Source organism: Vibrio ponticus, assembly GCF_009938225.1.
GTDB lineage: Bacteria > Pseudomonadota > Gammaproteobacteria > Enterobacterales > Vibrionaceae > Vibrio > Vibrio ponticus.
In genome coordinates this window covers 1,301,936-1,327,053 of the sequence record NZ_AP019658.1, presented here as the reverse complement: position 1 = coordinate 1,327,053, position 25,118 = coordinate 1,301,936, and the positions used below count along the sequence as shown (strand labels likewise).

Sequence of the window (25,118 nt, the reverse complement as noted above, 5' to 3'; positions counted from 1 at the left end):
AAATACTATTTTATTCGACACGGATGGCAAGTAGCTTGTAAGCTATTTATGATCAATATCACGGGAAGTTTTATGAACGAAAAAGTCTATAAATCTGAGGCGTTAGAGAAAGGTTTAGATATCATCGAACTTTTAGCTAGATTACGTACAGGTTTGAGTAAGTCTGAAATTGCTGCGATGCTTGGTAAAACAACGTCTCAAGTATTTCGTACCATTTCTGTTTTAGAGAAACGTCAGTACATATGCTCCGTTAACGGACTGTATTACCTGACACACAAACTCAATCAATTGATTGTCAGCGAGTCAGCCATCACAAGGCTGGTGGAATCTGCGCGAACTGAGATGGCGAGCTATTCTAGTAAGACACAACAGCCTTGCCATCTATCTGTATACAATAACGGTGCTTTGGTTGTTGTGCATCAGATAGACCCACCAACTCTGATTGGAGTGAATATCCGAATAGGGGCGATTGTTGATATCCCCACATCAGGATCCGGCTTGTGTTTGATGGCATTTTCTAAAGAAGAAAGTCAACAAAATATCACTCGTGATGTTGGATTGAAGGATGAGTTTTTTGCTGAAAACGCAAACGCTATTCAACGTTCACAATCTAGCGGAATAGTCGCGGAACCCAGTAAGGATATAGTCGCAGTAACCAACTTATCATGCCCAATTTATGATGATAAAGGTGAGATCGCCGGCATTATCACTAGCCCTTATCTAGAGCTATATAAGTCTTCTTGGCAACACTCCAACATCAGTTTAGAAGAGATCAAATCTGATCTAAAAACCACCGCAGCTAATATTTCCTCTCGCTTAAAACTCTAATCTTTTCCAGGCATACAAAAGTATGCCTGAACTCACATTCCACTACCTCACTGAGAAATAGATCAAAATCTAGCCTATTTTTGCTTGTGAAAAAATATTTCATATGTGAAAAATGCATTCACAAATGAAAACTATACTCTAAGTGGAGCATCTTATGGATAACAAAACCCTACTCTTGTTTTGTTTTGCCGCATATATCGTACTTATGTTTGTGATAAGTCATCTAACGGCAGGTAAAAACAAAAATAAAACTGGTGAAGACTTTAATTTGGCAGGTCGAAGCGTTCCTCTAATGTTAATTATTGGTTCGGCGGTGGCTACTCAGGTAGGCACTGGCTCAAGTATGGGGGCGACTGGCTTTGCCTATACTAATGGCTGGGCTGCTGTTCTATACGGTCTTGGCATGGCAATTGGTATTTCAATTTGCGGTAAACTCTTCGCCCATACGCGTACTTGGGAAGTAAACACTATGTCGGAAGAGATTGGTGTTTACTACGAAGGTAATAAATGGGTGATGAATCTTGTTACTATTGGTATGTATCTCGCGTCTGTTGGTTGGCTGGGTGCACATATTGTTGGTGGCGGTATGTACTTAGCTTGGCTAACAGATATTGATGTGACTAGTGCAAGGCTGATCATTGGTGTCATTGTTGCGCTTTTTGTACTGAAAGATGGCTATGGTGGTGTAACGTGGATTGCATCTGCACAAGCTGTTATTCTTTTCGTTGGATTTATTATTCTAGCAATCGCTTCCTTTAACACTGTTGGTGGTTTTGAAGGATTAAAAGCAGCAGCACCTGAGGGAGCATATTCTTTCCTAGGTTTAGATAAACTTAATCCTATTCATGCAATTTCTATAGTTTGTGCTGAAATTATGGCTATCCTAGCGGTGCCATCATTTAGACAACGTATCTACTCGGCTTCCGATGAAAAAAGCCTAAAAACTGGTTTCTATATTACAGGTCTGATCAGTCTTTCATTTTGCTTTATTCCACCGATATTGGGTATGACAGCTTATGCCCATAATCCTAATTTAGATCAAGTTAACTACGCGTTCCCATATTTAGCGATGACTGTTTTACCGCTGTGGTTAGGTGCCGTAGCACTGATTTCTGGTTTGAGTGCCACCATGTCGTCGGCTGCTGGTGATGCAAGTGCGGCGATGAATATCATGGTCAACGATGTATACAAACTAGTCTTTGGTCATGCACCACAAGAGGAAAAAGTGGTTATGTTGTCAAAGATGGCAGTGTCTATCTCAATTCTCGCTGCACTGGTTGGAACACTGACTGCAGAAGACATTATTAGCTATATCACTAGTATGGTTGGATTATTAATCACAGGTCAAGCAGTAGCAGGTGTCATGGGACGACTATGGCCACGAGCGACTTGGCAAGGTGCCATTGCAGCTATTGTTGGCGGTGTAGTTGGTTCACTATGCTTCCAATACATTTCAGTGATGAACGAGATGTTTGGTTATGCAGTATTTCCATCAATGTTGTTTGCAACAGCAGCTGGTATTGTTGTTAGTTTGATGACTCCTAAAAAATCATTGTCTGAGGCTCAAGCTTTAGAATTAATCAAGTCGCAGCGCGGTGAGTCAACACGCACACCTCAAGTTGCTCAATAAATATTTTAAGTAATAACTAGAACCGTTGCAGCTATTCAGTTGCAACGTTCTGTGTTGTCTAAAGTAAGTGTCGAAATATACCAATATAGAGGAGTAGCTATGACAATTTATCGAATCAACCCATCTAAGCGCTGGTCTGATATTACCATTTATAATGGTATCGCTCACTTTGTGGAAGTTGCTGAGTCTGACCTATCAGCAGATATAAAAGGGCAGGTAGAACAAATATTGGAACAAGCTGAAGCGAGGCTATTTGCAATCGAAAGTGATAGGACGCGAATACTAGCAGTGACAATTTATGTAACAAGCTTTGCGCATTTTGAACAGCTCAATGCTATCTGGGATAACTGGTTTCCTGAGGGGTGTGCTCCAAGTCGTGCATGTATCAAAGTCGAGTTGGCAAACCCTAGTTTACTGGTAGAGATGTCGTTTGTTGCTGCTGCTGGTGAAAAGTATAGCTAGCTAAGTTTATGTGGGTAGCGGTATTCGGATATTATTATTTGAGGGAAACAAATTAATGGTTCAACGTAGCAAATGGGACAATCGATACAATTTAATATGATTTGCCTTACATGATGTTGAGTAATAGAAGAAATACTGTATTCTTGCTTTAAAACTTGTATTACATGATGTGCATATATGAAGACAACACCTGTATCGAAAACCCTAGCTGAGGACATCGCTAACCTCATTGTATCTGGTCACTATGGTTCAGAAGAGCAACTGCCTGGTGAAAATGAAATCGCCCGCCAATTTGATAAATCTCGAACTTCAGTGAGATCGGCACTACAAAGTCTTGCCTCAAAGGGAATGATCGTTATTCAGCCCAAAAAGCGTTCAACTGTTGCACCAATTGATCATTGGAATTGGTTGGACAGTGATGTGTTACGTTGGACTTCTCAGGTAAAAAGCAGCGATAAAGTTCTACGTCACTTAATTGCGACACGTTTGATTTTTGAGCCCAACATTGCGGCTTTGGCAGCATTAAACGCAACGGGAAAGGATCTCGCTGACATTGAAGCGGGTTTTGAAATCATGCGTGATGCGAGAGAAGAAATGAATCGAGATAAGTTCAATCAGGGCGATATTCAGTTCCATCATGCCATTATTCATGCGTCTCATAACCCATTTTTGTTGGCATTGGGCGATATGCTTGCAGCGACCATGGAACTGTCGTTTTCCAATACCCTGGAAGAAGATGTCAGCTTAAGTGGACCGGCTTTACAAGAGCATTGGGATGTCTTGGAAGCGATTCGAATGCGTGATGCCGAAGGTGCACGTGCACGGATGCGAGAAATGGTACTAGCTTCTATGCGAAAAGTACTGCCAGAAGACCCAGATTTTGTTTCTTTGATTCGTTAAAAGATATTTGGATTTGATCACATACCTAGGATAAAAAAGCACCTATTATACTTGTCATACAAGATAGGAAATTATGTATGACAAAATTACATCTTATACCAAGTTGGATTGCAGTCGATTGGGGAACCTCAAACTTTAGAGCGTTCTTAATGACTGAAGAGGGGCAAGTGATCGATAAGTTGAGTGCATCATGCGGCTTATTGGCAGTCCAATCTGGTCAGTTTTCTGAAACGTTCCGTCAGCTGACTTGCTCTTGGCAAGGAATCGTTGAATCGCTACCTGTTTTAATGGGAGGGATGGTTGGTTCACAGCAAGGGTGGCGGGATGTTCCGTACGCCAATTTACCCGTCTCTATCCATCAGTTGAGTGAACACTTGATGGATGTCGATCTGCCATGGGGCAACAAAGGCTGGATCGTTGCCGGGGCGACCGGCAACAATCGCCTTAATTTACCTGACGTAATGCGTGGTGAAGAAATTCAACTGATGGGTTTAGCGAGCAAGCTCGGTTCAAATAGAGGCTTTGCTATTTTACCCGGTACTCATAGTAAACATGCCTTAATTGAGAATCAGTCACTTACTCACTTTCAAACTTATATGACTGGCGAGTTGTTTTCAGTACTGAAGCAATACTCGATCTTAGGTCGCCAGCTCCCAGAACAAGAGGTTGACCAAAGTGCTTTTTTAAGTGGTGTTGACGCGGGCTTAAATGGCGCACTTAGTTCAGTACTTTTTTCTGTTCGGACTCAGAAACTGTTCCAGCATATCTCCTCGTCGCATGTGGAGAGCTACTTATCTGGTGTGCTAATTGGTGCTGAACTGGCTGATATAAAGACTCAAGCTCTGGTGTACCTAGTAGGTGAAAATAGTCTTTGTCAACTCTACCAATTAGCTCTTGCACATATTGGTTTAAATACAGAGATATTTTCAGGTGATGAGTGCTTCTTGAGCGGCTTGACCACTATTTATAAACAAAGTAAGGACATGCGAAATGTTGCCTGAGCAATTTATCAATGAAGATGCATTTACTTCGTTGCCTTTAGTAGCGATTTTACGCGGTATCACACCTGAAGAGATCATTCCTGTTGCCACAACTTTGATTGCAGAAGGTTATAGGTTAATTGAAGTGCCTCTTAATAGTCCTAACGCATTAATCAGTATTACCCATCTAGTCAAAGAATTGGGTGATCAAGCGATAGTAGGGGCAGGAACCGTAACCAATGTTGCTCATCTAGAAAGTGTTTTAGCGACTGGGGCTCGTTTAGTGGTTACTCCAAATATGAATCCAGAGGTCATTCGACGTGCTGCTCAATGTGGTTGCGTCACTTTACCAGGTGTTATGACCGCAACTGAGGCGTTTACTGCACTTGAATGTGGAGCAAGCGGTTTGAAGTTTTTTCCAGCAGATAGCGTAGAGCCTAGATACTTGAAAGCACTCCGTGCCGTGCTACCAACTCAGGTAGCGTGTTTACCCGTTGGTGGGATAAATGCTGACGCAAAACAAATGGCAGATTTTAGACAGGCTGGAGCGAATGGCTTTGGTTTAGGTTCCGGCCTATACAAACCGGGAATGGACTTAGAACAACTAATAAAGAATGCCCGTCAATACCGTGACGCATGGGCTTTATCTAATAATTAAAATACCCAAGGAAATGTGAAATGAAAAAGACTCTTACCTCAATAATTGTCTCAATGGCCGTACTTGGCTTAACAGGTTGCGGAGAAAAAGAAGACGAAGTGAAAGTGATGAAAGTAGGTATTGGTGTACCTGAGTCTCACTTTGAATTTAAGGCGATGAAATCATTTGAAGCGTTTGTTGAAGAACAAACACAAGGCAAATTAGATGTACAAATCTATGCAAGTAACCAGCTAGGTAACGACCAAGAAGTACTGGAGTCTATTAAACTCAACACGGTGCAAATGAATTTACCAGCGCCTGCGGTAATGGGGAATATCGTTAAAGAATTTAACATTTTAGAACTGCCTTTTATATTCCCAACTGAAGAGGTTGCCAATCAGGTTGTTGATGGTGAGTGGGGTAAAGACTTATTAGGCAAACTAGAAAATGCAGGATACGTAGGTCTTGGTTACGGAAACTTTGGTTTTCGTCACGTGACAAACAGTATTAAGCCAATCACTCAGCTTAGTGACTTCGAGGGAATGAAGTTAAGAACGATGCAAAACCGTTCTCACTTAGATGCGTTTCGTGCGTTGGGTTCTAACCCTACGCCAATGCCATTCTCAGAATTGTTCTCATCATTACAACTTGGCACAGTGGATGGGCAAGAGAACCCATTCACTAATATTTATTCTCAACGCTTATTTGAAGTGCAGCCTTACGCTTCAGATACCGGACACGTATATAGCTGGGTTGTATTCGTTGTCGGTAAGAAATTTTATGATGGGTTAACACCAGAATACCAACAGATCCTTCAACAAGGTGCTGATTTAGCCAAGGAAGAAATGCGTGCTGCAGTGCGTATTCAAGATGAAGAGTCGTTACAAAAGATGATTGAAGCAGGGGTTAAATTCCATCAATTAACCGATGCGGCAAAACAAGAGATCCGTGAAGCCGTGGCTCCTGTGGTGAAACAGCATGGTGATGAAATAGATCCTGTGTTCTTTGCTGAACTGCAACAACAAGTAAATAAACTTTCTTAATGCTCTAGGGGCGATGACTCGCCCCTCAGTCTCATAGATTATACCGAGAATCGTTATGTCTAAATTGTCTAAAGTATTCAATGATGAATTTGAAGAATATCTCAGTGTTGCGTTGTTTCTAGCATTGATAGTTTTATGTCTTCTTCAAATTCTATTCCGCTTCGTATTTAACTTTTCTCTGTCATGGACAGAAGAGTTGGCACGATATGTTTTTATTGCGCTGGTTTACGCAGCTTCTTCACTGGCGGTAATTAAAGGTGCTCACGTTCGCGTAGAAATTATCGATAACTTTGTTCAGGGTAAAGCGAAGTATTATCTCGACCAAGTTATTGAAGCTACTTGGTGTGCGTTCATGATTTATGTTGGTATTTACGGCGTTGAAATTACGGTTGAAGCGTTGCGTGTATCACAAGTAACTCCTGCTCTTGGTTGGCAAATCGGTTGGATTTATATGATTGTGCCAGTGTTCTTCTTTTTGATTTCTCTTCGCTTAATTCAGCGTATGTATCAGCGTTTTCAAAATCGTGAAGTATTGATGACAAGTCAAAACGATTTGGAGGTTCAGTAATGTTTTCGTTTGGTATAACCATGTTAATTTTTGTAGCGTTGCTGTTCGTTGGTATGCCAATAGCTATCTGTATTGGTATGTCGACACTCGCTGCACTTTTGATGAATGATATTTCAGGCGGTTTCATTGCTCAAATATCGTTTTCTGGCTTGGATTCATTTACATATCTTGCGATTCCGATGTTTATTATGGCTGGTTTCGTTATGGAAACTGGTGGTCTTTCACGTCGTATCGTTGGTTTTGCATCAACGCTAGTCGGTCGTACAACTGGTGGTTTGGGTATTGTCACGGTAATTGCGTGTATGTTCTTTGCGGCGATTTCCGGTTCATCGCCAGCTACTGTTGCCGCCATTGGTTCTATGATGGTGCCTTCAATGATTGAGAAAGGCTATAACCGTCATTTTGCTGGTGCGTTAACAGCATCCGCGGGTTCACTGGGTATTTTGATTCCCCCATCGATTCCAATGATTATTTATGCGGTAACGGCAGAGATTTCAATCGGAGACATGTTTTTAGCGGGCTTTATTCCTGGCGGTATGGTTGGTCTAGGTCTAATTTTTACCGTTTATTTAATCGCGAAGAAACGCGGTTACGTGGGTATGGCGGAAAAGTTTGATAGTAAGAAAGTATGGTCAGCATTTTGGGATGCTAAGTGGGCACTACTGACACCAGTAATTATTCTTGGTGGTATCTATTCTGGTGTGTTTACTGCAACTGAAGCCGCATGTATTACGGTTATCTACACTTTAATTGTTAGCTTATATGTACATAAGGAAATTACGCTTAAAGATATTCGTCCGATTGTTGTGAAATCCGCTATTACAACCGGCTGTGTGATTATTATTTTAGGTTTTGCAACTGCATTTGCACGTTATTTAACGATGAGCCAAATCCCTCAAATGATAGGTGAGGCAATTCTACAAGTTACTGATAACCCGACTATTATCCTTTTGATATTTGTAGCATTGATTATGTTCACCGGTCTTTTCATTGAGACAGCTGCGCAGATTCTTATTTACACCCCATTGTTTTTGCCAATTCTCGTGCAATTGGGTATTAGCCCATACCACTTCGGTATTATTTTAATCGTTGGTACAGAGCTCGCACTTATAACGCCACCAGTCGGGGTAAACCTCTTTGTGGCAAAAGGTATCACCGGATCTTCAATGGTCCAACTGTCTCGTGCCGTTGTCCCTTTCCTCATTAGTATGTTGTTGGTTCAAATAGCGTTGGTATTCCTTCCAAGCGTTATCACCTTTTTACCAGATTTAGCCAAATAGAGTAGTTGCTATGAAGATTGTAAGTTATGAAACATTTTTAGTACCGCCGCGCTGGTGTTTTTTAAAGCTAGAAACCGATACAGGCATAGTTGGGTGGGGGGAACCTGTGCTCGAAGGTCGTGCTCATACGGTTCAAGCTGCGGTTGATGAGTTAATGGATTACGTGATAGGCAAGGACCCTCGTGATATTGAAGATATTTGGAATGTGCTCTACCGATCTACATTTTATCGTGGTGGTCCGGTATTGATGAGTGCTCTATCCGGCATTGATCAAGCTCTTTGGGATATTAAAGGTAAAGACTTGAATGTTCCCGTTTATCAATTGCTTGGTGGTAAGTGCCGCGATTCAATTCGTACTTATTCTTGGATCGGCGGCGATCGTCCTGACGATGTAGCGCGTATGGCAAAAGAGCGTATGGAATTAGGCTTTACGGCAATTAAGATGAATGGAACCGAAGAGCTTAACTATATTGATGATTACAGTAAAGTTGATGCCGTACTAGAACGTGTTCAAGCGGTTCGCGATGCGACGCATAAAGATATGGGAATTGGTATCGATTTCCACGGGCGTGTGCATAAAGGTATGGCTAAGGTGCTCATGAGAGAACTAGAGCCAATGCGACCAATGTTTGTAGAAGAGCCTGTATTACCAGAGCATTTAGATGCAATCCACGAAATAGCTCAGTATGGTGCAATACCAATCGCGACAGGTGAACGAATGTTCTCGCGTTGGGATTTTAAAAATCTGTTGCAACGTGGTGGGGTCGACATTATTCAACCAGACCTTTCTCACGCTGGTGGTATCACAGAAGTGAGGAAGATTGCGGCTATGGCGGAAGCTTTTGATGTAGCACTTGCTCCGCATTGCCCATTGGGACCAGTGGCTTTGTCATCATGTATTCAGGTTGATGCCGTTTCACTTAATGCCGTGATCCAAGAGCAAAGTATCGGTATTCATTATAATCAGGGCTGTGACGTACTTGATTACGTTAATAACAAAGAAGTTTTTAGCTTTAAAGAGGGCTATTGCACACTTCCGACAGGACCTGGTCTGGGAGTGGACATTAATGAGGAGTTTTTACGTGAGATGACGAAAATCGGTCATCGTTGGCGTAATCCGGTTTGGCGCCATAAAGATGGCTCTTTTGCGGAGTGGTAATTATGTCTAACTGTGGAAACTGCGGCAACTGTGGCTCTCACTTTAGCTCAATTCTACAGGGCGATGACGGTGCGCTTAAACGCGCACTGTATAAGTCTATGGGTCACACGGACAGTGACCTTCGGAAACCTGTTATCGCCGTTGTAAATAGCTATACAAATGCCACTCCGGGGCACGTTAATCTTAATGACGTCGCTACCCGAGTTATGGATGGCATTCGTCAAGCGGGTGGTGTTCCTATGATGTTCGGCACGATAGCCCCTTGTGACGGGATTGCTGAAGGTCATTTGGGTATGCGCTATATCCTTGCTGCACGAGAAGTCATCACTGCTTCAATTGAGATCATGGTTAGAGCACATCGTTTTGATGGCATGGTACTACTTGGTTCATGTGACAAAATTGTCCCCGGAATGCTGATGGCTGCGGCAAGATTGGATATTCCAGCGATTTTGGTTAATGGTGGCCCTATGTATCCTGCGGAATATCAGGGCAAACACTGGGATGGAAATATTGTCACCGAAGCAATTGGTTGGAAACAACGTGGTGAAATTTCAGAAGAAGAATTCCGTCAAATCGAGGACTTAGCTGAACCCGGTCCAGGCTCTTGCACCATGTATGGTACGGCGAATACGATGTCTTGTCTTGCAGAGTCGTTAGGCATGGCATTACCTCAAACATCAACCATCCCAGCGATTGACTCAGCGCGTTTCGAAGTTGGCTTTGCTGCAGGTGAAAGAATTATACAGCTTGTGCATGATGGCATCACTGCTCGCCAAATTTTGACTAAGGAAGCTATTCATAATGCTATGTGCGCACTGCTTGCCACTGGTGGGTCGACTAATGCGATCTTGCATCTGCAAGCTATTCATTATGAGGCTGGACTTGGTAACTTACCTCTCACGGAATTCGACAAACTCAGCCGTAAGATACCATTATTAGCGGCCATTTATCCGGCTTCTGAGCATGACATGATAGATTTTCACAATGCTGGTGGTATTGCTGCAGTTGAGAAACAGTTGATGACTCAGTTGAAACTTGATGCATTGACGGTTGCAGGAACAAAACAACATGTTCTTGAAGCAGTTCAGGTATCGGCGGAAAACCCGGTGATTAGTTGTTTAAGTAAGCCCATCAAGCCAGATGCTGGGGTGGCCGTGCTTAATGGCAATATCTCTCCTTTAGGAGCAGTGATAAAACCTGCAGCAGTGCCTGAACATATGTACCAGTTTGCGGGTCCTGCGGTTGTCTTTGACTCAGAGCAAGAGGCGATTGATCGTATTCAACAGGGTGGTATTGCCAAAGGTAGTGTGCTCGTATTGCGATATGAGGGACCCAAAGGCGGTCCTGGTATGCCAGAAATGTACAAACCTATGAAATTCCTAGAAGGGATGGCGTTGGCGAATGACTGTGCTTTGATTACTGATGGGCGATTTTCTGGGTCAAATCGAGGTTTATTTGTGGGACATATTTCTCCTGAAGCTGCTGATGGAGGAGTTATCGCATTGATTAAAGATGGTGACATCATTGAGATTGATATTGCCACTCGCACACTGGTTTTGGCGGTTGACGAACTAGAGTTGCAGTCCCGTTATTCGAGATGGCAACCATTGAATAAGCATGTGCCATCAGGGTTTCTTAACCTTTATCGCGAACGCGCAGCTTCAGCCGCAGAAGGAGCAGTATTACGATGAATAAAACCTATAAACCTGCAGATCTTGCGGGAGTGAATCCGATTGTGGCAATGCCTTTTGCAACTGACGGTAAAGTTGACATGGTTTCTTTTGTTAACCTAGTTGAGCACTTAAAAACCACTGGTTGTAATGGCATCACCTTGTTTGGTATCGCGAGTGAGTTCTACAAGTTAACAGATCTTGAGAAACAGCAACTCGCGACACTATTTGTCCAAGCGCTTTCAACAAGTGATGTTTATAGTTGTATCTCGGTAACGGATCACGCTACTGAAGTTGCGGTAGAAAGGGCAAAGTTTTATCAGGAGTTGGGAAGTGACAGTTTGATGTTACTCCCTCCTTTTTTCTTGAAACCGAGCACCGAGCAAATAGTTCATCATATCTGCAGTGTACTGGCGGCAGTTACTATTCCAGTATTAGTTCAATATGCGCCCGGAGAAACTGGCTTAGACATTCCTCCAAAGGCTATGGCGGAAATCAGCCAGTGCTATCCACATGCAGTGTTTAAAATTGAATGCAACCCTCCAGTGGAATACAGCCGAGAGCTATTAGAATATAGACCGGAAGCGGTAATCTTAAATGGTTATGCTGGTCTTTATATGATGGATATGTTGAATGTCGGTGGTAAAGGAGTCATGCCTGGCTGTTCGTTCACCGAGATTTACGTATCGATATATGGTTTATATCAGCAAGGAGAGCTTGAAAAGGCGGCGAAATTGCATGCAGAGCTTCTAGCGTATATCCAACGCTGGATGAGTCATTGTGAATATATTATTAAGGTCGAAAAGCAAATACTAGCGTTGCGTGGCATTATCTCCAGTGATTATTGTCGATTGCCTAGTTATGATGTTGGCGAAAATTATGCTGAAATAGAAGAGTTTTTGGATTTGTTTGCTGATTACCTCCGCTAGGTAAGACAATACGTTGTCCTTATTTTAGTTTGCTTATTCAGTCACTACTTAAGCCAATAGTATCCACTATTGGCTTTTTTATTTACTGATACATATTCTCTCTTTACCGTTAATTATTACAAATACGTAATAGTTATTTGTAATTTGCCATGATTATCATTTTTTGTGTCATCAATATAATGCCCCCATTCAAATTTGTGCTGACGCCATCTTAGATGTTTTTAAGAGCCGTCAGCGCTTGACGTTTTATCCTTAGATACAGAATGGGGGAGAGTGGGATGTCAAAAATCGTTGTTGTCGGAGGCGGTGCGGCAGGTCTTGAGTTAGTGACCCGTCTTGGAAAGAGTTTTGCGCGTCGTAACCAGCACCAAGTGGTATTGGTTGAACCTGCTAGTCACCATTACTGGAAACCGCGTTTACATGAAATTGCGGCGGGTACGTTTGACGATGAACTTGATGCCGTAAGCTACTTGCAGCATTCGTATTGCAACCAATATGAGTATGTGCAAGCGGCTATGATGGGGTTAAACCGCCAAGAGAAAACCATTCAGGTACGCGACATGAATGGTGAAACCTCTAACTTGGATTATGACTACCTAGTGATTGCTGTGGGTGCAGTGAGCAATGACTTTAAAACCCAAGGCGTCAGCGAGCACTGCTTGTTTTTAGATTCAGCATTAGAAGCAAAACAAGCTTGGGAACAGATTAACCCGTTGCTTAAACGAAATGGTCAGCAAAACATATCGATTATTGGCGCTGGTGCGACTGGTGTTGAGTTAGCCGCAGAGCTTGCCAAGGTGAGTGCCAAAGTTGAGCGTTATCGCCAAAACAACAAATTGAATATCACTCTGATTGAAGCCGCTGAACGTGTATTGCCAGCTGGCCCTGAGTGCATGTCTGATAAGGTGTTTAAAGCGCTGACTAAGCTTGGCGTTAATGTGCGTACCAATGTACGTATTAATCGTGCTGAGCAAGGTCAGTTGGTGACAGCAGATGGTGAAGTTATCGCTGCGGACCTGCAACTGTGGGCTGCCGGAATCAAATGTGCACCCTGGCTAAGTCAGCTTGATGGTTTAGAAACCAATCGTCTTAATCAGTTAAAAGTTGATGCGACTTTACGTACAACGATTGATGATGCCGTGTTTGTCATTGGTGACAGCGCTGAGTGTCCGCAAGCGGATGGCAGCTTTGTTCCACCACGCGCACAAGCCGCCAATCAAGCGGCAGGGCATCTTGCAACACAGCTTAAGCGCTTGTTAAAAAGTAAAGCGATGAAGCCATTTGTGTTTCATGATGGGGGGATGGTGATTGCAGTTGGTCATGACTATGCCGTCGGTACGCTGCTTAATGACAAACTGATTCTTCGCGGTCGCTTGGTTCGTAACCTCTACGACACTATCTTTAGGCTACACCAACGAATTTTGTTTGGTTGGAGGCGAGTGACGGCTTTAGTGCTACTTAAGCGTGTGAAAGGATCGCTCAATCCATTCTATAAGCACAATATCTCTTAGTTATTGTCGACTCTGGTTTTATCACAGCAAAGAGAAGTGCTGATGCGCTTCTCTGCTTTCTATTTTCTGCTTTTTATTGGTAAGAATTAAACAACACTATTTTGGAAGCCAAATATGTGGAATAAATTACGTACGTCATTGCCTCTTCAGTTGGTATTTGCAGCGCTGACTGCTTGGGCAGCATCGAGCTTAGTGACCAATGGAACGGTTGTTGCCGACCAAGCTTGGTTTCAGTTCATCACCTTGGGTAAAACCCTCTATCTCGGACTGCTGAAAATGGTGGTGGGCATTGTGGTGATGTTGTCACTATTGCAGGGGATAACCAGCATTGGTTCCACTATGCGACTGAAGAAAATCGGTTATACCACTATTACCTTCTACAGCTTCACCAGTGTGTTAGCGATTAGCTTAGGTTTAGGCGCTGCTTTAATGATGCCAGCGTGGCAGCCTTTATCTGCGCCAGTAGAAGTGGCGGAAGGGGTTAAATTGATCAGCTCTGATGCAACGGGTGGTGGCGCGATCGCCAGTAAGTTGTTGGAAATGGCGTTAGTCAATCCAGTTGCGGCGTTGGCACAAGGTAACCTGCTTGCCATCGTGGTGTTTTCTATCATGCTGGGGGTGGCATTGCTGTCTGCTTTGCCAGAAAAACACCCTCTATTTGCGGTTCTGTCAGGGCTAAATAGCGGGGTGAACAAGGCGGTCAGTGCGATTATTCGTTTAGCACCGTTAGCGGTGTTCTCGATTGTGTTTGAGTTCTCACTAGCAGGTAATGACAACTTATTTAGCCAACTTTTGATGTTTGCGCTGTTGGTTTTTGTGCTTACCTTGATTCACGGTGCAGTCGTGCTGCCAAGTATTGCTAAGCTTGCGACAGGCATCAGCATGCGTCGTTTGTTTAAAGCGTTATCAGCTCCAATGGCGATGGCATTTGCTACCTCTTCGAGTTCAGCAACACTGCCACTCTCGATGCAAACCGCAGAGAATGAACTCGGTGTTTCACAAAGTACCAGTAGTATGGTTCTACCGCTTGGCGCGGTGATGAATATGGATGGTACGGCGCTGTTTGAAGGCGTTGCGGCAATATTTCTTGCTCAGTTGTTTGGTGTCGATCTGACGACTTCTGGCTTGGTGATGATTTTTATCATGGCGATGGTCTCTTCTATTGGTGCCCCGGGTATGCCTTCGGGTTCGATGTCTGGGATGCAAATGGTATTGCTGGCTGCAGGCATTCCACTTGAAGCGATCGCTATCTTACTGATCATCGAGCGACCTTTAGATACTTTCCGTACCGCCGTGAATGTGGAGGGGGACTTGATTGCTTCTTTAGTGATAGACAAGTGGACTTCGGCGAAACCAGCGCTGTCAGATGAGGCAAGTTGGCGCGCTTCAAGTGAGCTGTGCTAGTTCCTTTGTGGCTTAATCAATAAAGTGAGATTGATAGAATTTTGGCGTCACGGAAAGCTTGCGCTTAAAGTGGCGTTGAAAGTGCGCTTGATCGGAAAATCCAAGGTCAAGCGCTACATCTGAAATCGTATCACCTCGCTTGAGCATATGCTTGGCGCGTTTGATTTTCTCATTCATTAAATAGGCGTGTGGTGGTAAGCCATATTGCTGTTTAAACGCGCGTACCAGTTGGTAGCGACTCAATCCCACTTGCTGTGCAAGCTCGTCAAGTTGATGGCTATTGGTAATATCATCTAACAGCATCTCATGGGCAAGTTTCAGGTTGGTGCTTGCAGGGGATAGGATAGGCTTTGATGGCTGGGAAAAGCAAAGCTCTAGGAACTGCAAAAATTGTGTCTGCGCCTCTAAAGGCGTCTCCTCACTATGGAGTGAGGCGAACAAACGGTTAAATTGGGCTGCAACCTGCGCTGAACGTTCGAAATCCGCGTTAAAAGGAGTGTAATCAAAATCTTGTTTAGGCAGGAGCTCGCGTTGGTATTTTGCCATCTCTGAGGTATCGACAAATAACATTCTATATGACCATTTACTGACGCCATCGGCGTTTTGCTCAGGGTTGCAGGAATGGATATCGACAGGATTGATGGTGACAACATCGCCTTGGCGGATTTGGTTTTTTCGCTGCTGATTGAGGTAGTTGGCATTGCCGCTATCAATAATGCCAAACGAGAATTCATCGTGAGAATGGGCTTCGTAGCAAGCGTTACTTTGATCGGCAATGCGTAGCTCAATCCAAGGGAGCAAAGTGCTTTGTTTGAATGTGACCGTTTTGTCTGCTTTCATAATCCCTAATCATTGTTAACGCTCTCTTCCTGAGAAGCTTATGCCTAAGTGCGAATACTTGCTTTATAGCCAAATCATACTGACAGACACCGCAAGTAGCCCTGCCATTACTTTATTAAAAACGAGTTGTTTAGTCGAATCTTGTAAATGATGGGTTAGAACACGCCCTAATAACGCCCATACGCCAACCCCCGTTAAACACGCCGCTAATGAGATGGTGGTAAACATCAGTAATAGTAGCATTTCATCACGGGCACCGATGACGTAAAGGCTAATGCCCGACATTGCGACCAACCAAGCTTTGGGGTTGACCATTTGAGTAAAGATGCCACTCCAAAAGCCCACTAAATAACGTTCACGAAGTTGCAAACTGACGATTGGGGCTGAAAAAATTTTGTAGGCAAGGTATAGGATGAAAAGGCTACCGACAATCTGCATAGTCAATTGTAGTTTTGGTAACGCTAAAGCGATTGAGTGCATCAACAAGCCGCACAGAAAAACCACCAAGGCATAAGCGACCGAAGCCCCAGCGACATACATAAGCGCGGTACGCATCCCTCGATTCATTGCTGTGCTGGTGGCAATTAGGTTGACGGGACCGGGTGTGACAGCGCCGACAATGGCAAACATCATCATGGCGAGTAATTGACTTAACATGGCTTGTTCTCTCTTTTTAAGCAAGATTAAGGCAAGCCAATCGGAAATTATTGAACGATATTGCAGTAGTGGCGGATGTGTGAATATTGCTGCTTTTTAGTGATCTTCATCACCTTTAAATATAGAATAGCGCACCCACTCAAATAGACCTTTTCAAACAGTATCTCGAAAGTGAATTAAGAGCTTGTTGTTAAAGGCAAATTTACCTCGAGGATACAGTTGTGATTAGTACAAATAACATCACCATGCAGTTTGGTGCTGAGCCGCTATTTGAAAATATTTCGGCAAAATTCGGCAATGGCAACCGCTATGGTCTGATTGGCGCCAATGGTTGCGGTAAGTCGACGTTTATGAAAATCCTAAGTGGCGCGTTGATGCCAAGCTCAGGAAACGTTTCGATTACGCCAGGACTAAAACTGGGCGTTTTGAGCCAAGATCAGTTCGCGTTTGAACAGTACAGCGTGATTGATGCGGTGATCATGGGTGACCGCAAACTGTGGGAAGTAAAACAAGAGCGTGATCGTATCTATTCTTTGCCAGAAATGAGCGAAGAAGACGGCATGAAAGTAGCGGAACTTGAAAGCGAATTTGCTGAGATGGATGGCTATACCGCAGAAGCGCGCGCAGGCGATATCCTACTGCAAGCGGGTATTGAAGAAGAGTTCCACTACGGCTTAATGCAGCAAGTGGCTCCGGGTTGGAAACTGCGTGTGCTACTGGCTCAGGCCCTGTTTGCTAACCCAGACATTCTGCTACTGGATGAACCAACCAACAACTTGGACATCCACACTATCAACTGGCTGGCGGAAGAGCTTAATCAGCGTAAGTGTACGATGATCATTATCTCGCACGACCGTCACTTCCTAAACTCGGTATGTACGCACATGGCGGATATCGATTATGGTGAACTGCGTATTTACCCTGGTAACTACGAGTACTTCCTTGAAGCATCAGGTCTGCGCCGTGAGCAACTACTTGCTTCAAACGCGAAGAAAGCCGCAGAAATCAGTGAGCTGCAAGAGTTCGTAAACCGTTTTGGTGCTAACGCATCAAAAGCAAAACTGGCAAGCTCACGCGCTAAGCGTATGGATAAAATTCAGCTTGATGAAGTTAAAGCGAGTAGCCGTATTAGCCCATCAATTGATTTTGGTGAAGGTAAAAAGCTGCACCGTTTGGCGCTAGAACTGCAAGAACTTGGTCATGGCTTTGATGGAGAAACCCTGTTCTCGGGTGGCAATTTGCTGCTAGAAGCGGGTACACGTTTGGCGATTATCGGCGAAAACGGCGTAGGTAAAACCACGTTATTGCGTTGTTTGGTTGGTGAGCTTGAACAGACTCAAGGCGTGGTGAAGTGGTCTGAAAATGCTTCGATCGGTTACTGCCCGCAAGATAGCACCGCTGATTTTGATAACGATCTAACTATCTTTGAGTGGATTTCACAGTGGCGCACAGTGAAGCACAATGATTTGATGGTCCGTGCGATTCTTGGTCGTCTGCTATTTACCGCTGATGATGCCAACAAGAAAGCAAAAAATTGCTCAGGTGGTGAGAAAAACCGTCTATTGTTTGGTAAGTTGATGATGCAAGATATTAACGTACTGATTATGGATGAACCAACGAACCACATGGACATGGAAGCGATTGAAGCACTCAATAGTGCGTTGAAAAATTACCAAGGTACGCTGATCTTTGTTAGCCACGACCGTGAATTTGTCTCGTCGCTAGCGACATCAATCATCGATGTGAAAGATAACCAACTTGTGAGCTTCCACGGTACTTTTGATGAGTATATGGACCACCAACAGAAAGTACTAAGCGCGGCATAACATGCATGGTCGCCACGAGTTTGCGACCATATCAAATTGAATTCGAGCGGTTGAACCGTTGTTCAGCCCTCAATAAAAGGAAAGCGTCATGACTGAACCGATGATGTCAGATGAATTGAGAATTGAACTACAAAAGAATAACCCGCTACACGGTCTTAAAATTGAAGACATGATCCAGCAGCTAGTGGACCACTATGGTTGGGAAATTCTTGATGCGGCAATGCGCATGAATTGCTTCAACACTAAGCCAAGTGTTGCGAGCAGTGTGAAGTACTTGAAGAAGACGGAATGGGCAAGAGAGCGAGTAGAGAACTTTTATCTATACCGTTTTAAGCGTATGCCTAAAGCTTCAGAATATGAATACAACTTGCCACCACGTGCACGTACCTTCCCGCATGGTCTAAAACCACGTGAGCCAATGGAATTGACAGTAGAGTCAATCCAGTTATCACAAGCTAAAGCGGCATCGGCGTTTAAAGCGCGTTCATCACGCGGTCGTTTCAATCGCCGCTAATTAGCATTTCCAATCACCTCATGAGCCGAGTTTGAGTAAGAATAACTTGGCTTCTAGGTCTGGTGGAGATGTGAAGATTGAGTCTTGCTCAATCAAGCAAAAGATTTGAGTTCTAACTAAAAAACCAAGTGCGAAAGTGCTTGGTTTTTTATTTTGTGTAAATCAATTTCAGAACGCTAATTTTCCATCGATTTTAATCGCACAAACCCCCGATTTTTTGCCGAATTTAAGTCGAAAAATAACCGAGATGAACAAATTTAGTTCATCTCTTTTACTGTAAATCAGGTCTTTATTCGATTTGTCAAGGATAAGTTTGAGTATAGTTTTCTCATTAAATGAAAACTAAATGCCATTAATCCTTATCTTATTCTCGTTAACTGAGAATAAGATAAGGATTGAGTCTGGTAATGTAACTCGCTAACAGGCAACCTGATTATTAGAGATACAACTCACAGTTTGAGCTCGAAGCTCTGCTGGTGAGAAAAAGAATAAGAGGATTTATGAGCCAGATAATATCTGTTGGCCCACAGGAGTCATTTTTAGTCGCGATCTGCGTATTGTTTTTAGGTCAATTTATCAATTCAAAATTACCTATCCTTAAGAAATTCAATATTCCTGAACCTATTGTTGGTGGTTTGATTGTCGCTTGCGCGATCACCATGATGCACTTTAACGGCGTTGAACTGACTTTCGATTTGCCTTTGCAGAACACCTTTATGTTGATGTTCTTTGCGACCGTTGGTTTGGCGGCTAACTACACTCAGTTAGTCAAAGGCGGAGCAAAAGTGTTCCTGTTTCTAGCGATTGCATCGATCTATATTTTGATCCAGAACGTAGTGGGCGTTTCTTTGGCAAGTGTGCTGGGTTTAGACCCGCTAATGGGCTTGATTGCTGGTTCAATTACACTTTCGGGTGGCCACGGTACGGGCGCGGCATGGTCGCAAACCTTCCAGGATGTTTATGGCCTAGATAATGTATTAGAAATCGCGATGGCATCAGCGACCTTTGGTCTGATTGCCGGTGGTATTATTGGTAGCCCAGTGGCGCAACGTTTGATTGAAAAGCGTAAGCTGGTTTCATTCTACGGTAGTACTAGTCAAAGCCACAAAGAGTTCCCTGAATTGGTGAACTACAACGAAGACGAAGAAGACCGCGTAACGGCACGTAAAGTGATTGAAGGTTTGGCTTTGATCATGCTGTGTGTTACTGGTGCTGACTATCTGGAAGGCTTCGTGAGTTCATTAGGCGTCAAGTGGTTGATGATCCCGGACTTTGTTTACGCTCTGTTTATCGGTGTGGTGATCACTAATATTCTTGAGGTGACTAAGGTACGTAAGCTGGATCTGGAAACGGTAGATGTATTGGGTACGGTATCATTGTCACTGTTCTTGGCAATGGCGCTAATGAGCCTGAAGCTGTGGAACATCTTCGACCTAGCGATCCCATTCTTAATCATCTTGGTAATTCAATCAGTGATCTTGGCTCTGTTCTCTTACTTTGTGACCTTTACATTGATGGGCAGAAACTACGATGCAGCAGTAATGGCAAGTGGTCATTGTGGTTTTGGTTTGGGCGCAACGCCAACCGCAGTAATGAACATGGGTTCAATCGTTAATCGCCACGGTCCATCACCACAGGCGTTTATGGTGGTGCCAATTGTTGGTGCGTTCTTTATCGACATCGTTAACTTAGTGATCCTGCAAGGCTTTATTGCTTTCACCCACTAAACTGTGATTTTTAAAAGTCGATTGAAAAGGTCAGTAACGTCAGTTACTGACCTTTTTTGTGTCCGCTCAAACTTAGGTAAACAGGGGGTGCTATGAGGCTAATCACAAGCTAAAACAATAATCTAACTAAAAGCGGTGATTGGCTTTTATTGACGATAGTGAGCTGCGCATAATGGCTCCAATATGTTTTCGTTAAGTGAAGGGCAATATGGGTAACTCTGCACATCTTATATTTGATGGACTTCATCGTAATCAATCGAAGCGTCGTTACGAATTTTATGCAGAGGGCTCGAGTCCTAATATTTTCCGCCAACTGGTTAGTTTTTTAGAGCGGCGTAAGGACGATATTACGGAGATCACCTTAGCCAACTATTTGTTCAATAACCTGCAATTTGCTAATCAAGTGCGGAGGCTTGCTCAGTTAGGTGTCAAAGTGAATGTTATCTCTATTCCGCTTGAAGGCTATGATACTCAGCCTGCTCGTTGTGAGGGATTTAATTCCTATTTCACTGGTGAGGGTTGCCCACATATTGGCGAGTCGCGCAGCAAATACGATTTTGCTGAGCGCATTTACCGTTATCTAAGACAAAGCGGTGATTACAGTTTACATCAATTTGAACATGTCTATTTGCGCTCACCAAGGGTGAATCGTTTTTCTCGAGGTAGGGTGCCATTTAGCCTGCATATCAAAAGTATGTTAATTGAAATGCGCGATGGCAGCAGCTTTAGTGTGCTGACTTCATCTAACTTGGCGTTAAGAGATACATTGAAAGAAGAGCTGTGTTTGATCGTCCAAAACACTGCCGATGATCTTGCCTACAGTCGAGCCTTTTACCGCCACCTGATTGAGCATTCCAAACAGGTTAGTGATGTTGATTTGCACACGGAGCGTGACTATTCCCATTACCGCCAGCCGTTTAATCCAATTGAGAGTCGCTTGGTATCAGGCAAGGAGCAGCTTTTCTTTACCGCGCCATTTTTAGCCCATTCTAATCAAGAGATTGAAGGTCGAATCAGGCAGAAAATTGCGTCTGCACAAAGGCGAGTGTTGCTGTGTGCTCAGCATATCAACACCTTTGAGGCAGAGTTGAACCAGGCGACAGCATCCACACAGAGGGCAGTTAAGATAAAGCTGCTTTCTCAAACCTATATTGATGAGACGCACCAAGAGCAGGCAAACGGCACTCGTTACCCTGACCATACAGTGTTAGTTGCCGGGAAACCTGAAAACACGCGTGTTCCCGCAAACCCGAGAAGCTTTAAAGAGTTTATCGCTCGACTCAAACAAAACGTGCCATGCGAGTATTACTTCAACCAAGATGTGCACTTGAAATTTATTGTGGTGGATGATGATGTGATTATCTCAACTGGTAATTTCACACTGACACAGTTTGTCTATGAGGCAATTAACATTGATAAGTTTGAGAAATTCGATGGCTCGTACCAAGGGACGTTTTCAGAGGTCAATGGCTATTTTATTCGAGAGAATGCTGCAGACTTAGCAAATCAACTCGCACAGCATTTTGAGTGTTTGATTAAACTAAAAGACACTTACCAGCCAATTTAGCCTTGGCTGGTAGTTTTAGTCAGTTGGTATGGTCAACGGTGGGTGAGTCATTAAGGTCAATAAGCAGTGCTATTGCGAGTTGGTTAGCTCTTCATTGACCCAATACTTTGAGCCTGAAATATTGGCATCAATCAATAGTCCCTTCGGATCAAGTTGGTAAATCGCGACGCCACCATTGAAGTGCGCACTGAGTTCTTCCCCCTCATCTCCTGCGACGACTGAAGCTTCCCCTGCGGCTTCCCAGCCTTTCTCAACAAAGTTATCAAAGTCCGATTTAGAGTCGAATAGTACGACCTGCTGGTAGAATTTGCCACCAATCCCCAATGATGCTCCTAAGCCAAACATGCGCATGTAGGTGCGTTTATCGGTTTGGCGTTCAACCGCCACCCCAGAGCCGGAATTCGTGTGGAACATCAGTGAAAACTTACGTGAATCAAACACTGCGTAGCCATAGGCTTTATCGTAAAGAGTCTTAGCACTGGCGTCTTGGTTAAACAGCTTAACTAACGCGGTTTCTGCCATCAGATCGATCGCTTGGCGCGCTTCTTCAGGTGTATCGCCTTGAATCAATTCATCGATTTTTGTCTCTGCTGCACTGAGCCACTCTTTACTCTGCTCAACACTGGCATCGGTCCATTCGCCAATGGTATCGATAGCGTCTGACGACCATTGTGATAAGTCTTGCCACGCCTGCTGCGAGAATTCCTTAGTGCTATCCCAAGCGTCTTTGGCGCCGTCGGCAATGGTGTCGGTCAAGGTATCAAAGGTTGCTGTTACTTTTCCCCAGCTGGCATAGGCAGAAGAGCAGGCAAGTGCACTTAAGATGGCGATGGTGAGTTGTTTTTTCATCAAGTCCCGCGATTGTGTTGTCGATCCTTACGCAAAGTTTAGGCGAATTAGCGTGAAAGAGAACCGCTCGCACGTTAGGAGCGGATACACATCACACATGTTTTAGCCAAGCTGACACTCAAGGCTCACCGGACTGGAAGCGCTTGCATAGCTTGGCAGTATAGGTGCTCAATCACACGGAATCTCGGCGATATGACTGCGATCTTGGTAGCATTGATAGAGAGTAAACCAGACGGCTTCACTGACATGTTCTAGCGGTATATATTCCGCAAAAATAACCCCTGATTGGTTGGGAAAGGCTTGCTCGGTATACCTAGCAACCAAAGGGTCATCGCAGTAATGGTTCCAGTAGTTGATGCAGAGCTCTTTGAAGCGCTGTTTGGATATCGGGTTTTTACTTTCCACTAAATAGTGCAGGTTGTGGCTTGAGTTAGGTGGCGTGAAATACTCCCTTGATTCAAATAGAAAAAGGGCAAAGAGCTGAATGGCTCGGGTATCCCAAAGTTTGTAGCGATGAAAGTGCTCGCGATAGTAATCAATGGTGTGGGCGAGGAGATTGTCAAAACTCAGCTCAGCCATGTTGGAACTGAAGGTGTTCTCGATATTGAAATGCTCGATATCCTTTAAACTCACATCGGGTCGAGTGTAGTAAAAGATCATCTTACGGCAGACAGAAGAGAGTGAACCTCTAAATATCAAGCTGTTGTGCGGCTGTGTCATCGCATCATCAACCAGGTCTTTGGCTAAGTGTGTGAGAAATTGAGTGATAGCAAGGTTTAGTTCGCGTTTGAGCTGATTGGTCAGCGCGATTTTGATATTAATGTGGCTATGCGACTCGTGCAATGTAATGGTAATGGGTTGCTGGCAGCGTGCTCGGCAAGCCTGTTCAAATTCTTCGCTGACACGGGTTAAGTTGGCTTCGATATTAAGAGAGCGACAAAACTCATCAAGTTGGTGGTTGAGCTCTTGTTTTAGAATCGTTAATTGAGATAGATACTCTTCAATTTCTCGGTCAGTAAGTTGATGATATCGAGGTTCATTGATCACTGAGTTCATAAGGCAATACTCCGACTTATTGCCTTAATATACGCCCAACCAAGTAAGTGGTTTTGTGGCTAAGGTCTAAAAATAACGGATTGCGTCGCTCGCTGATCCCCCTCAGACCTTATTAGGTCGTCACAACTTAGACTCTCAATAGCCAGCGATTTTTTGTTTTAGAAAATCAACAAAGCAACGTACTTTGAGTGGCACATATCGGCTACGAGGGTAGATGGCGTTGAAAGGTAAATTTTGCCCATCGTAGTCTGACAATACTTGTTTAAGTCGCCCGTCTGCTAGGTGTAGCTCAACCATCCAAATCGGCATCTGTACAATCCCCATATGGTTTAACGCCACTTCCAGCAACACATCACCATTATCACTTTTAAAATTGCCACTGACTGGCACGGAGTAGGTTTTGCCTTGGCGTTCAAAATGCCAGACGTTGAGCGATTGCAGACGAGAATAGACCAAGCAGTTGTGCTGTTTAAGTTGCTCAGGTTTGCTGGGTTCTCCCCATTTAGCGAGATATTCAGGGCTCGCGATAAGCAACATCCGGTTCTCAAATAGATGTCGAGCCACCAATGAGGAATCTTCTAGCTGTTTCGCTCGGATGGCGACATCAATGCCTTCGCTAATCATATCGATGTGCTTGTCGCTCAGAGAAAGATCAACTTGGATATCTGGATAGCGTTCGAAGAACTCCGCAATGATTGGGGCAATCACTAAACGTCCGAAAGCGATAGGGGCGGCAATACGGATGGTACCCTGTGGTAAAGCCACTTCGGAGCGTGCTTTAGCTTCCGCCTCATCCAGCTCGTTAAGGATCAATACGCAAGTTTCGTAGTATTGCGCCCCTGCAGGCGTCAATGCATGGTCGCGACTGCTGCGAGTGAGTAGTTTTACTCCGAGTTTGCTTTCTAGTGCGGCGACCTTTTTGCTGATGGTGGTTTGGGTGGTATTGAGCTCTCTTCCTGTTGCGGAAAAGCTCCCAGTTTGCACCACACGAACAAAAGCACGCATTGCCCCAAGTTGATCCATGTTTTCAATTATTCCAAATATGCATAATTGGTAGTCATTCTAGCATAGTTTTAGTCTT

Annotated in this window: 23 protein-coding genes; 18 read left to right on the top strand and 5 right to left on the bottom strand. The window is 43.9% G+C overall.

The annotated features are described in order from the left end of the window. Positions 1–72: 72 nt before the first annotated feature. The 14 genes from GZN30_RS20130 (at position 73) to GZN30_RS20065 (ending at position 15,001) form a co-directional block, all read left to right on the top strand. The gene (locus tag GZN30_RS20130) at positions 73–828 is read left to right on the top strand and encodes an IclR family transcriptional regulator (protein ID WP_075650798.1); all 756 of its coding nucleotides are present in this window, start codon (positions 73–75) and stop codon (positions 826–828) included. A gap of 154 nt (positions 829–982) precedes the next feature. Next, entirely contained in the window at positions 983–2,458 is a 1,476-nt protein-coding gene (locus tag GZN30_RS20125; RefSeq protein ID WP_075650796.1) for a sodium:solute symporter family protein, read from the top strand. A 99-nt stretch (positions 2,459–2,557) separates the two neighbouring features. Beyond that, positions 2,558–2,920, top strand: coding sequence for a RidA family protein (locus tag GZN30_RS20120; protein ID WP_075650794.1), 363 nt, complete (start codon positions 2,558–2,560; stop codon positions 2,918–2,920). A gap of 177 nt (positions 2,921–3,097) precedes the next feature. Next, a complete protein-coding gene (locus GZN30_RS20115; protein ID WP_075650792.1) occupies positions 3,098–3,820 on the top strand; it encodes a FadR/GntR family transcriptional regulator in 723 nt (240 codons plus the stop codon). Between the two features lie 77 nt (positions 3,821–3,897). Next, the gene (locus tag GZN30_RS20110; RefSeq protein WP_075650790.1) at positions 3,898–4,821 is read left to right on the top strand and encodes a 2-dehydro-3-deoxygalactonokinase; all 924 of its coding nucleotides are present in this window, start codon (positions 3,898–3,900) and stop codon (positions 4,819–4,821) included. Next, complete coding sequence (locus GZN30_RS20105; RefSeq protein ID WP_075650788.1) at positions 4,811–5,458, top strand: 2-dehydro-3-deoxy-6-phosphogalactonate aldolase; 648 nt, start codon at positions 4,811–4,813, stop codon at positions 5,456–5,458. The genes GZN30_RS20110 and GZN30_RS20105 overlap by 11 nt, the downstream gene beginning before the upstream one ends. Positions 5,459–5,478: 20 nt before the next feature. Then, a complete protein-coding gene (gene dctP / locus GZN30_RS20100) occupies positions 5,479–6,480 on the top strand; it encodes a TRAP transporter substrate-binding protein (protein WP_075650786.1) in 1,002 nt (333 codons plus the stop codon). Between the two features lie 55 nt (positions 6,481–6,535). Continuing rightward, the gene (locus GZN30_RS20095; protein WP_075650784.1) at positions 6,536–7,048 is read left to right on the top strand and encodes a TRAP transporter small permease; all 513 of its coding nucleotides are present in this window, start codon (positions 6,536–6,538) and stop codon (positions 7,046–7,048) included. Continuing rightward, on the top strand, positions 7,048–8,328 hold the full coding sequence (locus GZN30_RS20090; RefSeq protein WP_075650782.1) for a TRAP transporter large permease: 1,281 nt from the start codon (positions 7,048–7,050) through the stop codon (positions 8,326–8,328). Before GZN30_RS20095 ends, GZN30_RS20090 begins: the two co-directional genes overlap by 1 nt. A 10-nt stretch (positions 8,329–8,338) precedes the next feature. Beyond that, on the top strand, positions 8,339–9,487 hold the full coding sequence (gene dgoD / locus GZN30_RS20085) for a galactonate dehydratase (RefSeq protein WP_075650780.1): 1,149 nt from the start codon (positions 8,339–8,341) through the stop codon (positions 9,485–9,487). A gap of 2 nt (positions 9,488–9,489) precedes the next feature. Beyond that, positions 9,490–11,178 (top strand): dihydroxy-acid dehydratase, encoded by a 1,689-nt coding sequence (gene ilvD, locus GZN30_RS20080; RefSeq protein ID WP_075650778.1) that lies wholly within the window; start codon positions 9,490–9,492, stop codon positions 11,176–11,178. After that, positions 11,175–12,086, top strand: coding sequence for a dihydrodipicolinate synthase family protein (locus GZN30_RS20075; protein WP_075650776.1), 912 nt, complete (start codon positions 11,175–11,177; stop codon positions 12,084–12,086). The genes ilvD and GZN30_RS20075 overlap by 4 nt, the downstream gene beginning before the upstream one ends. 278 nt (positions 12,087–12,364) lie before the next feature. Then, positions 12,365–13,597 (top strand): NAD(P)/FAD-dependent oxidoreductase, encoded by a 1,233-nt coding sequence (locus tag GZN30_RS20070; RefSeq protein ID WP_075650774.1) that lies wholly within the window; start codon positions 12,365–12,367, stop codon positions 13,595–13,597. A 114-nt stretch (positions 13,598–13,711) separates the two neighbouring features. Beyond that, entirely contained in the window at positions 13,712–15,001 is a 1,290-nt protein-coding gene (locus GZN30_RS20065; protein WP_075650771.1) for a dicarboxylate/amino acid:cation symporter, read from the top strand. 12 nt (positions 15,002–15,013) lie between these two features. Here the strand turns inward: GZN30_RS20065 and GZN30_RS20060 are convergent, their stop codons facing one another. Both GZN30_RS20060 and GZN30_RS20055 read right to left on the bottom strand, forming a co-directional pair. Then, positions 15,014–15,841 (bottom strand): AraC family transcriptional regulator, encoded by an 828-nt coding sequence (locus tag GZN30_RS20060; protein ID WP_075650769.1) that lies wholly within the window; start codon positions 15,839–15,841, stop codon positions 15,014–15,016. A gap of 63 nt (positions 15,842–15,904) precedes the next feature. Continuing rightward, positions 15,905–16,498, bottom strand: coding sequence for a LysE family translocator (locus tag GZN30_RS20055; protein ID WP_075650767.1), 594 nt, complete (start codon positions 16,496–16,498; stop codon positions 15,905–15,907). Between the two features lie 221 nt (positions 16,499–16,719). On the opposite strand from GZN30_RS20055, the gene GZN30_RS20050 reads away from it, so the two are divergent. The 4 genes from GZN30_RS20050 to GZN30_RS20035 all read left to right on the top strand — a co-directional run bounded on the left by GZN30_RS20050 (position 16,720) and on the right by GZN30_RS20035 (position 22,132). After that, entirely contained in the window at positions 16,720–18,324 is a 1,605-nt protein-coding gene (locus GZN30_RS20050; protein WP_075650765.1) for an ABC-F family ATPase, read from the top strand. A gap of 103 nt (positions 18,325–18,427) precedes the next feature. Next, positions 18,428–18,838, top strand: coding sequence for a VF530 family protein (locus GZN30_RS20045; protein ID WP_114765165.1), 411 nt, complete (start codon positions 18,428–18,430; stop codon positions 18,836–18,838). Between the two features lie 500 nt (positions 18,839–19,338). After that, the gene (gene gltS / locus GZN30_RS20040; protein WP_075650761.1) at positions 19,339–20,565 is read left to right on the top strand and encodes a sodium/glutamate symporter; all 1,227 of its coding nucleotides are present in this window, start codon (positions 19,339–19,341) and stop codon (positions 20,563–20,565) included. Between the two features lie 208 nt (positions 20,566–20,773). Further along, positions 20,774–22,132: a phospholipase D-like domain-containing protein gene (locus tag GZN30_RS20035; RefSeq protein WP_075650759.1), complete on the top strand. Its 1,359-nt coding sequence runs from the start codon at positions 20,774–20,776 to the stop codon at positions 22,130–22,132. A gap of 69 nt (positions 22,133–22,201) precedes the next feature. Here the strand turns inward: GZN30_RS20035 and GZN30_RS20030 are convergent, their stop codons facing one another. From GZN30_RS20030 to GZN30_RS20020, 3 genes are all read right to left on the bottom strand, one after another. Next, the gene (locus GZN30_RS20030) at positions 22,202–22,981 is read right to left on the bottom strand and encodes a lipid-binding SYLF domain-containing protein (protein WP_075650757.1); all 780 of its coding nucleotides are present in this window, start codon (positions 22,979–22,981) and stop codon (positions 22,202–22,204) included. A 168-nt stretch (positions 22,982–23,149) separates the two neighbouring features. Beyond that, positions 23,150–24,037, bottom strand: a complete 888-nt coding sequence (locus GZN30_RS20025) for a hypothetical protein (protein WP_075650754.1) — start codon at positions 24,035–24,037, stop codon at positions 23,150–23,152. Between the two features lie 135 nt (positions 24,038–24,172). Beyond that, on the bottom strand, positions 24,173–25,060 hold the full coding sequence (locus tag GZN30_RS20020) for a LysR family transcriptional regulator (protein WP_075650752.1): 888 nt from the start codon (positions 25,058–25,060) through the stop codon (positions 24,173–24,175). Positions 25,061–25,118 lie beyond the last annotated feature (58 nt).

Bases quoted from the DNA above. Each gene is read 5' to 3' on its own strand.
- GZN30_RS20120 (WP_075650794.1), top strand. From the start codon at position 2,558: ATGACAATTTATCGAATCAACCCATCTAAGCGCTGGTCTGATATTACC.
- GZN30_RS20025 (WP_075650754.1), bottom strand. From the start codon at position 24,037: ATGAACTCAGTGATCAATGAACCTCGATATCATCAACTTACTGACCGA.
- GZN30_RS20035 (WP_075650759.1), top strand. From the start codon at position 20,774: ATGGGTAACTCTGCACATCTTATATTTGATGGACTTCATCGTAATCAA.
- dctP (WP_075650786.1), top strand. From the start codon at position 5,479: ATGAAAAAGACTCTTACCTCAATAATTGTCTCAATGGCCGTACTTGGC.
- GZN30_RS20060 (WP_075650769.1), bottom strand. From the start codon at position 15,841: ATGAAAGCAGACAAAACGGTCACATTCAAACAAAGCACTTTGCTCCCT.
- GZN30_RS20115 (WP_075650792.1), top strand. From the start codon at position 3,098: ATGAAGACAACACCTGTATCGAAAACCCTAGCTGAGGACATCGCTAAC.
- GZN30_RS20065 (WP_075650771.1), top strand. From the start codon at position 13,712: ATGTGGAATAAATTACGTACGTCATTGCCTCTTCAGTTGGTATTTGCA.
- GZN30_RS20110 (WP_075650790.1), top strand. From the start codon at position 3,898: ATGACAAAATTACATCTTATACCAAGTTGGATTGCAGTCGATTGGGGA.
- dgoD (WP_075650780.1), top strand. From the start codon at position 8,339: ATGAAGATTGTAAGTTATGAAACATTTTTAGTACCGCCGCGCTGGTGT.
- GZN30_RS20090 (WP_075650782.1), top strand. From the start codon at position 7,048: ATGTTTTCGTTTGGTATAACCATGTTAATTTTTGTAGCGTTGCTGTTC.
- GZN30_RS20070 (WP_075650774.1), top strand. From the start codon at position 12,365: ATGTCAAAAATCGTTGTTGTCGGAGGCGGTGCGGCAGGTCTTGAGTTA.
- GZN30_RS20095 (WP_075650784.1), top strand. From the start codon at position 6,536: ATGTCTAAATTGTCTAAAGTATTCAATGATGAATTTGAAGAATATCTC.
- GZN30_RS20075 (WP_075650776.1), top strand. From the start codon at position 11,175: ATGAATAAAACCTATAAACCTGCAGATCTTGCGGGAGTGAATCCGATT.
- GZN30_RS20020 (WP_075650752.1), bottom strand. From the start codon at position 25,060: ATGGATCAACTTGGGGCAATGCGTGCTTTTGTTCGTGTGGTGCAAACT.
- GZN30_RS20055 (WP_075650767.1), bottom strand. From the start codon at position 16,498: ATGTTAAGTCAATTACTCGCCATGATGATGTTTGCCATTGTCGGCGCT.
- GZN30_RS20105 (WP_075650788.1), top strand. From the start codon at position 4,811: ATGTTGCCTGAGCAATTTATCAATGAAGATGCATTTACTTCGTTGCCT.
- GZN30_RS20125 (WP_075650796.1), top strand. From the start codon at position 983: ATGGATAACAAAACCCTACTCTTGTTTTGTTTTGCCGCATATATCGTA.
- ilvD (WP_075650778.1), top strand. From the start codon at position 9,490: ATGTCTAACTGTGGAAACTGCGGCAACTGTGGCTCTCACTTTAGCTCA.
- GZN30_RS20030 (WP_075650757.1), bottom strand. From the start codon at position 22,981: ATGAAAAAACAACTCACCATCGCCATCTTAAGTGCACTTGCCTGCTCT.
- GZN30_RS20130 (WP_075650798.1), top strand. From the start codon at position 73: ATGAACGAAAAAGTCTATAAATCTGAGGCGTTAGAGAAAGGTTTAGAT.
- GZN30_RS20045 (WP_114765165.1), top strand. From the start codon at position 18,428: ATGTCAGATGAATTGAGAATTGAACTACAAAAGAATAACCCGCTACAC.
- gltS (WP_075650761.1), top strand. From the start codon at position 19,339: ATGAGCCAGATAATATCTGTTGGCCCACAGGAGTCATTTTTAGTCGCG.